At 43.0% G+C, this 13,579-nt stretch carries 9 protein-coding genes; 1 reads left to right on the plus strand and 8 read right to left on the minus strand.

The window, feature by feature from the left end:
• Positions 1-120: 120 nt before the first annotated feature.
• The 8 genes from recO to COV43_08060 all read right to left on the minus strand — a co-directional run bounded on the left by recO (position 121) and on the right by COV43_08060 (position 12,415).
• Positions 121-843 carry a DNA repair protein RecO gene (recO, locus tag COV43_08025; GenBank protein ID PIR24853.1) on the minus strand — a complete coding sequence of 241 codons (723 nt, stop codon included), beginning with the start codon at positions 841-843 and terminating at the stop codon, positions 121-123.
• Positions 844-907: 64 nt separating this feature from the next.
• Entirely contained in the window at positions 908-2,185 is a 1,278-nt protein-coding gene (locus COV43_08030; GenBank protein PIR24854.1) for a hypothetical protein, read from the minus strand.
• A 77-nt stretch (positions 2,186-2,262) separates the two neighbouring features.
• Positions 2,263-3,189, minus strand: a complete 927-nt coding sequence (locus COV43_08035) for a sugar kinase (GenBank protein PIR24896.1) — start codon at positions 3,187-3,189, stop codon at positions 2,263-2,265.
• Positions 3,190-3,348: 159 nt separating this feature from the next.
• Entirely contained in the window at positions 3,349-4,212 is an 864-nt protein-coding gene (gene mtnP / locus COV43_08040; protein PIR24855.1) for an S-methyl-5'-thioadenosine phosphorylase, read from the minus strand.
• 123 nt (positions 4,213-4,335) lie between these two features.
• Positions 4,336-5,388, minus strand: coding sequence for a 23S rRNA (adenine(2503)-C(2))-methyltransferase RlmN (gene rlmN / locus COV43_08045; protein PIR24856.1), 1,053 nt, complete (start codon positions 5,386-5,388; stop codon positions 4,336-4,338).
• Between the two features lie 121 nt (positions 5,389-5,509).
• Positions 5,510-6,868 (minus strand): hypothetical protein, encoded by a 1,359-nt coding sequence (locus tag COV43_08050; protein ID PIR24857.1) that lies wholly within the window; start codon positions 6,866-6,868, stop codon positions 5,510-5,512.
• A 72-nt stretch (positions 6,869-6,940) separates the two neighbouring features.
• Entirely contained in the window at positions 6,941-7,939 is a 999-nt protein-coding gene (locus COV43_08055) for a hypothetical protein (GenBank protein PIR24858.1), read from the minus strand.
• A gap of 9 nt (positions 7,940-7,948) precedes the next feature.
• Complete coding sequence (locus COV43_08060) at positions 7,949-12,415, minus strand: hypothetical protein (GenBank protein PIR24859.1); 4,467 nt, start codon at positions 12,413-12,415, stop codon at positions 7,949-7,951.
• Positions 12,416-12,629: 214 nt separating this feature from the next.
• On the opposite strand from COV43_08060, the gene ftcD reads away from it, so the two are divergent.
• Positions 12,630-13,577 carry a glutamate formimidoyltransferase gene (gene ftcD, locus COV43_08065; GenBank protein PIR24860.1) on the plus strand — a complete coding sequence of 316 codons (948 nt, stop codon included), beginning with the start codon at positions 12,630-12,632 and terminating at the stop codon, positions 13,575-13,577.
• Positions 13,578-13,579 lie beyond the last annotated feature (2 nt).

Below are 13,579 nucleotides of genomic sequence, written 5' to 3' on the forward strand. Positions count from 1 at the left end.
ACACTCCCCGGAAGTGTCTTGGTTATCGAACTCCTGCTGAGGTCTTCTTGAACCAAGTGTTGCACTTCGAATGTGAATCCACATCCCCGCCTTCGCGAAGATGACAAAAAAATAACCCTTCTACCCAAAGTCCAAATACTGCACGGTTTTTAATTTTTTATCTAAGATGTATTCTATATGTTTTGTCAAAAGAGAAAATGCTGCTTGTTGTTGATCTACGCTTGTTTTTATTCCAGCACGAAATGCATGAAAAAATGAAAGCATTAAAAACACATCATGTTGATGCTCTATCTCTCTACATGATGAACACAACAAATGTGAAAAATCTGAACTGAGCACCCACCTCTTCTGCAAGCCTGGATCAAAGCGAGTTTGGCACGAGCTACATTCAAAAAACGCCGGCTCAAATCCGCATAACTTGAGCCACTGATATGAATATCGAATCACATCTCGTAAGCTTGGTTCATGCTCTTGCAAGTACGAAAGAAAACGAAGCATGTATGCGTATTTTTCATCCGCCACTTGTTCTTCGGGAAGAAAACGAAGTGAAAGTTCTAAAAAAAACTGGAGCACTGCACTTTTATTATAAGATTTTGAAAGACCAACAGAAGCAAGTTCAGTTTTTGCTTCTCTCAAAAAAACCAAATCGCCCTTCCCTTTTTGAAACGAAATTTCCGCAACTGTACCTGGCTCTAAGCTAGACCCAAAGCGCCTTTGCGACTTTTTTGCTGATTTTGCTATGCCGCTTAATCGGCCTGATTGTCTACTAAAAAAAGAAACAATATGGTCAGACTCACCATACGAAATGCGTTTTAAAATAATGACTTTTTCTACCAGTTCCATGAGGCGGCACTATAAACAAGCTAACGATGCCTGGCAAGAAGCAAGAGCTGTGCTTTGGGGAGGGTTAGAGTAGTGCGGGAGGAGCATTTCCACCAACTCCAAGTGCACGCAAGGTCTCTCGTACTATATCCGAGTCACTCGGTTTCTCTCGCACGGTCCGATCAACGACATGATATGGTGGAGCTTGAAAAACAAGTTGTTGCAAAGGAGGAACAAGAAGAACCCGTAGCATCCCCTTATCACCTTCTTTAAGAACCTTCACGCTCCATTCACCTTCACCGAACAAGTTGGAAATTTCATTTTCATCAAAAGAAGTAATGCCTTCGTCTGAAAGATTCGCCACGGTAATGCTGATCATGTTATCTTCAGTTGTTTCCATGCAAATAGCATCAAGTGCTGAGCTAAAACAATCAGAGCCTGTCTTTGCAAGATTTACAAAAAGTACATAAAGATCACCCATCGCTCTTCTTAAAGTTTTCGCTTGATGCGGTTCAAGAATAAATCTCCAACGATCGGGGATACTCACTTTTGTTTTATATCCTTGGTATGAAAACTGAAGCCCTTCTTCAAACCAAGCATCAATAACAAATGTCTTTGCGCTTGTGAGAGCTTTTGGAAGCCCAAGTCTCCAAAGTGCATATACGTCGCTTGGCGAAGTTTTTTCAAAATAGCGACGATGGAAAAGCATTTCAAATAAGTCAACTCGTGTACTGAGATGTTCTCTCACTCTCGCCTTAAGTTCTGATTCATCAGAATAAAGATGATCAAAAACGAGCATGGCCGCTCGGGCAATGTATTCAAGATCTCCAACCATTCCAAGTGCGGACATGCGATTTCGCTGTCCTTCAAAAGTAAGCCTTCCAACTTCGCTTAGATAAAGAGAAAAAGAAGCTTCAAGATGAGAAAGAAAAATGTGAGCATTTTTTGCTTGAAGCAAGTCTGAAAAAAGAGGCCTGTTGTGCAAAAACGCATGAGCAAGATCGGCCAATCTTCCGCCTTTAAGTTCTAACATTTCAAGCGCATTGTGAGGACGTAAATCTGGTGAATCATCCCGAGCAAATTCTTGTGCAGCCATCATTCCCATATACACAAGATCATTTTCGGAATATGAAGCATGTCGAAAAGAATCTGCTGTTGGCTGAGCAAATTTCCATCGTAACGGTTCACATTTTCTTGGACATACCTGCGCAAAATAGTGAGCTGAAGTATCTTCAGCAGAAACTCTAAAAGGATCTGGCGCAATGATAATGGAAGGAAATGCTAGACGCGTAGCAGTTTTTGCTCCAAGTGATAAAGTACCAAGCAGTTGACCAGATAAGCGAGTGCCAAATCCAAAAATCATATCCACCTCGAAAACAAAAAAGCCCGGAGATTTCTCCCCGGGCTGTAATTTACGTGCAGAAGCAGACGTTGCAGTTTTTAAGCTCCAAAAACGGCAACCTCATCAAAGTGTGAAAGCGTTTTAAATTGGCGGAAGCGTCCATCGATGTCTTTATGCTCAAGTTCGCGAAGGCGATCAAGTCCAAAATCTTCCACCTGGAAAGAAGCCATGACACTTCCCGAGATAACTGCTTGTTTTAATGCGTTTTCATCAAACTTTCCAGCGCGTGCAAGATAGCCTAAAAAGCCACCCGCAAAGGTATCACCTGCTCCAGTGGGATCAGTTACCAATGGCAACGGCATGCCAGGTGCGACAAACATGGAATGCTCATGATACAGCAAAGCCCCGTGTTCACCGCGTTTGATGACCACTGTCTTTGGGCCCCAGCTGTGAATTTTTTTCGCCGCAACAACCATATTGCTTTCACCCGTTAAGAGTTTTGCTTCACCATCATTGACAAAAAGAAGATCGATGCGCTCAATCACTTGCTGCAAGGCTTCGCGCTCGTGTTCAATCCATAAGTTCATGGTATCCATGGCAATGAGTCGCGGTTCTTTCATTTGATCTAACACGCGAAGTTGTAATTGTGGTTGAATATTTCCCAAAAATAAAATGGGCAAACTGGAATGCGCATCACTTAAAGTGGGATTGAAATGTTCAAAGACACCAAGTTGTGTGTCGAGTGTTTCGGCTTGATTTAAATTATTCAGGTAATGACCAGCCCAACGAAATGTTTTTCCACCTTCAACAATTTGCAAGCCCTCTAAGTTAATACCGCGGCTTTCCAAAAATTCGATATGCGATCTTTCGAAGTCACCACCAACAACTCCAACAACATGTACATCGGTAAAAAAACTAGCTGAAGTTGAAAAGTGTGTCGCCGTTCCACCCAGCACATTATCTCGCTTTCCCACGGGCGTTTCAAGCGTATCGTAGGCAATTGATCCCACCACAAGTATAGACATGTTCTCTCCCTTTTTGTTTTTCATGTTTTTTTACTTTTTAAATTGTTGTCATTGCGATCCGCCTCTGGCGGAGTGGCAATCTCCTCTGATACTTTAAAAATCGAGATCACCACGTCGCTACGCTCCTCGTGATGACAACATTTTAACTGTCTATGTATCTTAATCAAAATATTTTCCAATAAGAGGTTTAAGTTTTCGCTTTACACCTTCGGTAATAAGTTTTGGATCGGTCATGAAGGCGTATTTCAATGCTGACTTTGCTGGCGCATCGTCGTGGTCTGTTACAGCGGGTACTAATGCGAGCAAAAGTTTTTGCGCGTTTGAGACATTTTGCTTTAAGGTTTGCACTACCATTTCCACATCAACACACTCATGATCTGGATGCCAACAATCGTAATCGGTTACCAGCGCAACGGTTGCATATGAAATTTCTGCTTCAAGCGCTAGCTTGGCTTCTTGATAGTTGGTCATGCCTACAACATCCATGCCCCACGAGCGGTACAGTTCAGATTCCGCGCGTGAAGAAAACATTGGGCCTTCAATGCACACATAGGTTCCGCGATCATGAAAGGGAATATTCACTTTTTTGGCAGCAGCGATAATATCTTGGCGGAGGTATTTGCACACGGGATCAGCAAAAGAAACATGGCCCACGATACCGTCTTCAAAAAAAGTTTGATGACGAACTTTGGTGCGATCTACAAACTGATCTACCACCACAAATTCACCAGGTTTAATGTTTTCCTTTAAGCTTCCAACTGCAGAAACAGAAATGATGTGAGAGACACCCAACTCTTTTAAAGCATAAATGTTTGCACGAAAATTGAGTTCGTGAGGAGCATAACGGTGCCCTCTTCCATGGCGAGGCAAAAACGCAAAGTCTCTTCCGCCGATAGTGCCCAACATCACCGCATCAGACGGAGCTCCAAAGGGAGTTTGCATTTGTTTTTCTTCGATAATTTCAACTCCATCCATTTGATAGAGTCCACTTCCTCCAATAATCCCAATATGTGGCTTGCTCATATATACTCCTTAGGCCTTGTGTAGAACGATGAAAGCAGGCGTTTAGTAGTCAGAAAAAAGGGGAATCGCAAGGAAAAAGGTTTTGCAGAAAGAGCTGAAAAAAAACGTAGCTCAGCTGTTCTTTTACGCAATTTTTGGAAGTGCTGGTTTTATTTCGCCTCTGGCGAGCTGTCCGCATGCAGCAAGGATATCCTGTCCGCGGCTAATGCGAATGGTGGTACTCACCCCTTTTGAATCGAGATAATTTTGCCACCAATACATTCGCTCTCTCGAAGTGGGATAATAAGCAACTTCTTTGTACGGATTCATGGGAATGAGATTTACTTTTGCGCGCACACCTTCAAGGAGAGTAACAAGCCTTATTGCATCTTCTTTGTGATCGTTCACGCCTTCGATGAGAATGTATTCGAACGTGAGGCGATGTTTGTATTCATCGGAGTACCAACGACAAAACGCCATCAAGTCTTTAAGCGGATAGCGTTTATTCACCGGCATCAGCTTGTCGCGCATTTCATCTGTAGTAGCAGAAAGTGAAATAGCAAGTTTCACTTCAGAACGTGCAACAAATTCTTTCATCTTTGGAATGAGGCCCGAAGTGGAAACGGTAATTTTTCGTTTTGAAAGTCCAAAGGCGTCTTGATCGTACATCAGTTTTGTTGCTTCAACAACAGCATCAAGATTATGAAGCGGCTCGCCCATGCCCATGAACACAACGTTTGTGATGGGTGTGTCTGCTTCGCGTGCTGCAATGCGCAGCTGGCTTGTAATTTCGCCCAAAATAAGATGCCGCTTCAAGCCCATTTTTGCCGTGCGACAAAAATCGCAGGCCATGGCGCAACCCACTTGCGAAGAAATGCAAACAGTGCGTCGGCCTTTATCAGCTGGAATCAAAACGCATTCTACTTCTTTGCCATCTTCTAATGCACAGAGAAATTTTTTGGTGCCGTCTTCAGAAACTTGCACCGCGAAAACCGTGGCGCAGTCGATATCAAAGCGTTCTGCAAGTTGTTCGCGAACAGCTTTGGGGAAATTGCTCATCTCTTCAAAGCTTGAAACTTTTTTGGAATAAATCCAAAGCTTCAGCTCTTTGGCAAGATACGCCGGTGCTCCAAGCTCTGCAATAAGCTCTGGAAAGGCACTTGCGGGCAGGTCTGTTATGCGTTGTTTCTTCATCATCCTCTTCTTCGGTCAAAAGTGGAAAATGTTGTGTCATATTTGAGGGCCACTTACAAGCCTGGAAATGAAAAAACAAAAGGCCCTAAAAAGGGCCTTTTGAGAACAAAACATGGAATATCAGTTACTTGTTGTTATTCCCATTGTGGATTCTCTCTAAATTCGGAGAGCGATGTGACCAGGTCAGCATAAAGAAAAGTGTCCCCAATACTGCGGCCGTGAGATAAAAGATAAAACCTCCGTCCCAGCCCCAGTTATCAACCACAAATCCTGTTCCCACTCCGCAAACGGTAGCTCCAATATATCCAAACGTTCCTGTGAGACCACTCGCCGTTGCAGCAGCTTTTTTGGTGGCAAAGTCAGCAGCTGAAACTCCCACCAGCATTTGCGGGCCATAAACTAAAAAGCCAACAGCAATAAGGGCACCTGCATCAAGCCAAGGGTTCCCAGCTGGAATTTTCCAAAAGTAAAACAGAAAGAAAATAAGGGCCAACATGAAAATTACGTTAACCGGACCTCTGCGCCCTTTGAAAACTCTATCTGAAACGAAGCCCGCAAAAAAAGCCCCAAAAATTCCAGCAATCTCAAAGAGAGCTACATTACTTCCAGCACTAATAAGCGTGCTTCCCTTTTTTTCCACTAAAAAGGTAGGAGCCCAATCAAGAACACCAATGCGAACAATGTAAACGAAGAAATTGGCAAAACAAACATACCACACCAATTTATTATTAAGCACATATCGAAACAAAATTTCTTTCACTGATTCGGCGGTATCTTCGTGCTCGTCAAGTCGATCTGGATCAGCTTCGTTGCGATAGACATCCACTGGCGGCAAGCCCAACGACTGAGGTGTATCACGAAGACGGTTGTAAAGGAAAAATGAAAAACCCATTGCAAACAACGCGGGAACAAAAAAAGCAGAACGCCAGCCATAATGAGGAATAAGATATCCCGCCAATAAAAGAATACCGGCTCCACCAACTTGATGCGATGCATTCCAAATTCCCCACTTCGTTCCCAATTCTTTTGGGCTATACCAATGGGTTAACATACGCGCGCATGGTGGCCATCCCATAGATTGAAAAGCACCATTTAAAATCCAAAAAATGCTCAAGGTTAAAAGTGAAGAACTGAGGCCGAAAAAAATGCTCACGATAGCAGAGGCAAAAAGACCAAAGGCCATAAAGGCACGAGGGTTTGCCCTATCGGCTACCATTCCGAAAATAAATTTTCCTACTCCGTAGATAATAGAAAAAAGAGAAAGCATGATGCCCAAATCAGTTTTTGTAAGATGGAGATCATTTAAGAATGAAGGCATAGCCATGGAAAAGTTTTTACGCAGAAAATAAAACACGGCGTAACCACTCATCATTCCGTACATCATTCTAAAACGCCAATATTTATATTTTCTTTTTATTTCTTGCTTGTCCTGAAGCGTCGGTATGTGTGGCACTGTCCTAAAAAATGCGAAAAATTTTTCCATCTCACCTCCTTGAAGTAATGATGCTTTATAGGCTGTACTCAAGCGCCATGAGAGCTTGGGTACGAAAAATGCTTAAACGACTGGTGAAGTAATCACCACTTGTGAATGAGAATCAGTTGCTGCTAACTCTGCATTCAGTAAAAGTGCTGGCAACAAAACCGAATGCCCAGCCTTTACTTCTAATCCGGAAACGAAAACAGTTCCTCTTACTACCGTGAGGAGTGCAAAAAGTCCGTTCAAGTTAAAGCTAACATTCTTTCCAGCTCCCAGCTCTAATGTATAAACTTCAAAATTCTCGGCTTCGCACAAGGTTTGAAGCTCGCTCCCGTTTGGATTGTGAACACGTCTCACACTTTCAATAAAAGCTTGCCCACGAAGAGCGCTCCAATTGGTTTCTTGCAAAGAACGTTCTACATGAAGTTCTCGCGCCGGCTTCCGGTTCCAATCAAAATAGCGAAAGGTTGTTTCTGAACTTTGCTGAGGCTCAAGCAAAAGCACGCCCGCACCAATAGCATGCGGAGTTCCTGGTGTAACATAATAGAGTTCACCTGGATGCACCTGAACAAAATTTAAAAATTTACTCACATCCTCACCTGCCACCAAAGCAGCTCGCATTGCGGATTCGCTGGCGGCTTCTGTGAGACCAAGATAAATCCCCGCACCTTCTTCAGCTCCAAGAATAAACCAGCATTCTTCTTTGCCGGCTTCACCTTTCTTAGACGTAGCATCTGAAGGATGTATTTGAACCGAAAGATTTTGAGCTGCATCAAGCAACTTTAACAAAAGTGGAAACTGCCTTCCTCTTTTGGTGAGATATTTCTCACCTAAAATTTGACAAGGAAATTGTTCAAGCAAACGAGGTAAAGACAGTTCTCCATCTCCCACAACAAGCCTGCTGGGAAAACTAGGATGGGCAGATATTTCCCAGGATTCACCAATTGTCTGAGCAGGAACATCTTTTAAAGTTGCTATTTTTTGTCCTCCCCAAGGAGTTCTTCTAGGTGAAGTAAAATTGGGAAGAGAAAAACTCATGACCAAGTGTGGAAATAAAGTGTTAAAATCTACATTCATTCTAAAAACCTATCTCTCTGCTTTCCAAATAAGATGATCTCCTTCTCTTACAAATTGAGATTGCACCTTTTGGAAAACACTTTCATATTTTTTCAACAAGTTCTGAGCACGCTCAGCCAGCAAAATTCGCTCTCTCAAATATGGAGGCAGAGCAGCCCAATAATCTTTTTCCTTTTTTTCTTTGGCACGTTCAAAGTATTCACCAAACTGCTCTAAGGCCAACACTGTATCTGATGCATCAGGAGACCGTTCAAGCACTTTCAGCATTTCTGCAAAGAGCAAATCCGAATCAGAAAGGAGCTCATTAGAATTTGCTTTTTCAACTTTTTGCATTGCTTCTGTGGAAGCAATAAATGCTGCTAAACTTTCAGCATCAAGCAAGATGGTCTCAGCCAAAAATGCAGGATTTTTTGCGTTTTTGTTTTCACGTTCGCGCAAGCGCCATTCAACTATGTTGAGATAACCGTCTACTGCATCACGAAATGCAACTCTTTCATCTACAGCAACATGGGCCATAAATGTTTCTGAATAATCGTGATTTTCTCCGCCCTCTAGAAGGCTGAGGTTTGTGGCTATCATAGAAGCTCTGCCTTTAGGATCCATTCTGTATAAGTTATCTTTGCCCACACGACCACTATCGTCTATCAAAGCTGAAAAAGGAGAAAGGGTTGTAGAAGCACTAAAGGCAAGGTCTTGTTCCTTTTGATAGTCAGTATTATTTTCATCATGGTGGGCCGCAAACGTTGTAGCAACAGCATATGCCGGTGTTTCTTGTATATACTTTGGTGCAAACTCATTCCAAAATAAACGTGCGGGAGTGTTTGCCAAACGCCCAAAAAATTCAGCTTCGCGTGTATCAAGGCCGCGTGGAACTTTTATATGAGGGAAAATCCAAAAGGCCCCCAGCGCATAATCAGAAAGCCGAGGCAAGAGAGTATTTACAAAATCTCCCTCTTGAGCTTCCGACATAAGATAAGAAGTACCTCCAATAGGGACCACAAAGAAAGCGAGTTGATAGAGTTTTCCGAGATTGGTGTATTTGGGAAAAAATTTTCCAGCCGGATGAAGAAGAGTTGCTTTGGTATGAGCAGGGTTCCACAATATCCCCTTCCATCTCTCAGAAGTAAGAGCGCTGAAAACATTTCTGTTTGCCCATCCTCCACCAGGAACATGATTTAAGGCACGCGTTGATCCTCTTAAAAACGGATCTGCAAGAGCACCGTTCACGCGTACAAGTCCATCTGTTTGAATGTTCGTAATCGCACGCAAGGGAGAATCTAAAAAGAGGTCAAAGAAGAGACGCTTTCCATCTGGATGCAGAATAGGCACTCCTTGTTCTAATTGAGCGCCATACTCCCAAGCCATTTTGAAAGCTACATATACAGCATTTCCTTGACGTCTTAAACCAACCGCTAGCTTCCAAGCCGGCCCGCCAAGCCCTACCGAACCTGCAATAGCGCCAGGTGCACTCAACTCACCATCGGACATCCAATCATAAGCAAGGGTTCCTGTACCTCCAAAGAAAAAAACTGGAGGTGAATACCTGATGTATAATCTTTTCAGCTCAGCTCTCGTTTTTAAGAGAGACGATCTCACGTTCTTGCCCTCAAGCAATGCCCTACTTGCTCTGGTTCTTAGAGCTGTAATGGCCAATTTTTCTTCTGCGTTTATTTCTCCTCGCCAAAGAGAGTCTTTTGCATTTCTAAGAAATGCCCTCGACCACCTAGAAAAATATTCGCGAAAACCTGAACTTGGTGGAACAAGACCTTCTTTTTGCAATGCTTCTTTGGAAACACTACCTGCCCCAGCCATCACGGCATCAACTATACTGCCCATACCTTGCCCCGATGGTGGAACTGCAGCCATTGCAAGCGTTGTAGGCCAACCAGCAGGCTGTAAATTTCTTCCTACTGCTAAACCACGAGACTGAAAAAATCTTCCCACGCGCGTTGCCGCCATATCAAGACCAAGAGCTGCCGCAAGCTTTTGCTCTGCAGCTTGCATAACGCCTCCTAGCCCGCCAGCGCGTACGATACGATTTCGCATTCCAGTAAAGGCAAGGTCTCCCAATTCTGTGAGTCCAGCTCCAACTTTTGCCCACAAAAAACCACCAGCCAATCCATTCCAGAAAACTGCAGATTTTTTCTGAGACGCCAAGTCCGCCATTTCTGCTTGCGTGACAACAGTCATACCAACTGTTGCAGCAGCACGAAGAGTATCTTGATATGCTTTTTCGCTGTACAACGCATTGAGTTCATTAGCGACGATACTTCCGCTTGCACCACCAATGGCTGTCCCTATCGTGCAACCAAGTGTAGATCCACCAGCCGTACCACCTGGAGCTGGGCTTCCAAAACCAAGCGCTCCACCAAGAGCAGAACCAACGGAGCATCCCAAACCACCGCCAATAATAGCAGCACCGGCATCAATACCAAAACGTCGCCAAGCATCGCCATGAAGCTGAACAAGCGCAAGTTCTCGCTCTGCAAGAACTTTCGCCTTTTCACTTCTGGTAATTTCATTACCAACAATAACTCCATCCGAAAACTGAGATGGAACTTCTTGCTTCAAATGCTCAATCTTTGCTTCAATATAATCGCTGTGAGGAAAAACTTTGCTTACAGCCGTAACACCTTTATGAATTGCGTCTTCGTAATGATGATAAGCAAACCTGCCTTCAACTTCATATTGCCAATGCATTTCCTGCACTAAGTGAGCTACGGCTTTATCGTCTGAAAAACGAGAGGCTAAATTTTCTGCAGTAGCAAGAAAGTGTTTATCTTTTTCTCTTAACGCGTTTACCTCTTTTACATCGCCATCACTTTTCAAAAATGCAGACTCAATAGCTCCGTATCGAGAAGAATTGTATTCAAAGACACTCACTGCATGTTGTAAAAGAACAAGGGCTTCGTCGTAAGCAAGATCCCCCGCACTTAATCGATCTTGAATTCTTTTTTCCAAATCGTTCTGAATCTTACGATGCTGAAACACTTTTATGGCGGGATGACCCATTTGGGCACGATGAAATAAGTGGTCGGCCAACGCCCTTGTAACACGCACCTTTTCAAGATCTCCCGGAGGGAGAGAACCTGCAATGTCAGGATCTGTAATTCTTTTTTCTGGATTATATACTTCTGGAGCTATGCTTTGAGGAAAATATCCTGCAATTTGTGGATCTAACGGTTTATCAAGAAGTGGGTTAGAATCTTCTGCTTGCAGCTCAGCAAACGTATGCGGATCTATTACTTGATGTTGAGCAAGAAAGTGGCGTAAAAAATTTCCGTGTTCCTCTTGAAAACTTCGTGAAATTTCACTTCTCTCTTCATCTGAAGACGCTGAAGCCATCGCCCGTTGATGCTGATTTATTAAGCTTTGGAAGGTTTGAGCTTCCTTTTCTGACTGCGCAAATGATACTGCAAGCGGCTCTAACTGCTTTAGAGAATGCGCAAGTTCCTTCAATTCATTAATTTGCTGCACTGCAACTTCGGGAGGGTCTAAGCGAATCTGATTCAATTTGTAAAACTTTTTTGTCGCCACATCTCTTGCTCTCTCTGAAGCTTCACCATACAGCGTTTGCGCCTGAACTTTTTCACCAGCTTCTTCAAAAGCCAATCCAAGTGAAGCATAAATTTCTGAAGGAACAAAAGCATCTGATAAAAAACTTTTTGCATCTGGAAGAATATCGTGGAAAAGTTTTTGATCTTCTTCTGAAAGACTTGGTGAGCCCCATATTTTTTTTGCTTCATCCACCACGGTAGTCACTGCCAGCAATGCCTCATCATGGTGTCTTTGCTTCAAGTTTTCAAGGCGCGCTTCCAGTGAAGCTATATCAGCTCTTAAGGATGCTTCTTGTTGTTTCAACTGTGGAATGTGAGCTTCACGTTGACGAAGTTTAGACACTTGCAGTTCTGCGTAGAGATCTGACAATGATTCTTTTTTAAACTCATCCCCACAAGCCTGAGTTGCAGTAGAAAGTTGAACCGTTACATTTCCTAAATTTAATTTTTTTTGAGAAAGCTCTTGCTCTAGTTCTGCAATGTGTTGGCGAAAATCAGAAAATCTCGCACGCACCACTGCAGTTTTTGCGAGGGCATTGAAGTCTTCCAAAACTTTCTGAGCATTCCCCTTTTGAGCAGCATCATTCAAAGAAGATTTAAGAGACATAAGGCTCTGATCCGCAAAAGATGGGGGTTGCAGAGCATCTGCTTCACGGTCTTTGATATTTTTTTCAGCTCTAAAAAAAGAAAGCAGTGAAGCAAAATCTGACTCGTTTGGTATGAACTGGTGATCATTCGGGTTTGTTTTTTGAAAGGAAGCAGAAGAAAAAGGGAGTTGCAAAAAAATATCACCCGCCTTTTTAGCTTGAGGAAAAGCTACCACAGCAGGAGGTGTCTCATGGCAAAGCAGTCGATTGCCGTTTTGGCCAGCTCTTTGAGACTTCAACTTTTGCTGCGAAGGACAAAGCTTTAGTCCCATTCGTCTCCCCTTTACTGAATGTATTGCTCAACTTCTCTCTACCTGCAAAAAAGCCAAACTGTATACAGTTTGGCTTTCTAACGCTAAGCTTTATTCTTTGCAAGTTACAAATGCGTGACAAAGTAGACTTGATTCATCCCAAAAAAACTATAATATACCGCATGTTCAGCATCAGACTTTCAAACATTATAAGACGTGCGTATGTGGGGTAAAAATGCCGAAACAACTCATTGAATGTGTTCCCAATATCAGCGAAGGAAAAGACTTTCAAAAACTTGAACGTTTTGCCGATTGCCTGAAGAATGTCCCAACCCTTCAACTTTTGCACCTCGATGCCGACCCTATTGCAAATAGAACCGTGATGAGTTTTGTGGTCTCTCCACATAATCTGGAGAAAGCTGCCACAGCACTTTATAGTTCGGTGCTTGAAACAATTGATATGCGGCAGCATCACGGTTTGCATCCTCGCATGGGAGCCATTGATGTTTTTCCTCTTGTTCCTTTTAAAAATATTAGCCTCGAAGAGTGCATTGCATTCAGCTTAAAAATGGCAAAGAAAATTGGAGAGGAGTTTTCAATTCCAGTTTTTATGTACGCTTATTCAACGCAAAATAGTTTACGTCAAAAACTTCACCACATTCGCAAAGGTGAATTTGAAAACCTTGCCCAAAAGCTTTCGCAATCTGAATGGAAACCTGACTATGGTCCCATTACTCCGCATCCTACTTTTGGCGCGACAGCCATTGGCGCACGTGAGCTGATGATTGCATTTAATGTGGGGCTGAACACAAAAGATCTTTCAGTCGCTCAACACATTGCTGCGAAGTTAAGAGAAAGTGGAAGTGGCGGGAAACCGGGATTATTCAAGGGTGTGCAAGCGATGGGATGGATTCATCAAGCCTATAATTGCACACAAGTAAGCATGAACCTTCATCATGCAACACAATGTTCGCTCTATTCACTTTTTTCAGAAATTGAAAAACTCGCCAAAGAACTTGGAACAACTGTAAAAGGAAGTGAAATTGTGGGGATTGTTCCCAAAGCTTCTCTGTTGGAACAAGCTTCAAGTTATGAAGAAGCAATTCAAAAGTTGAAGCTAAATGCGCTTCGAAGTTTTGATCCTAAGCAACAAGTGATTGAAGAAGTGATAACTCATTCGTAGCA

Source organism: Deltaproteobacteria bacterium CG11_big_fil_rev_8_21_14_0_20_42_23 (assembly GCA_002796345.1).
Taxonomy (GTDB): Bacteria; UBA10199; UBA10199; order 2-02-FULL-44-16; family 2-02-FULL-44-16; genus 1-14-0-20-42-23.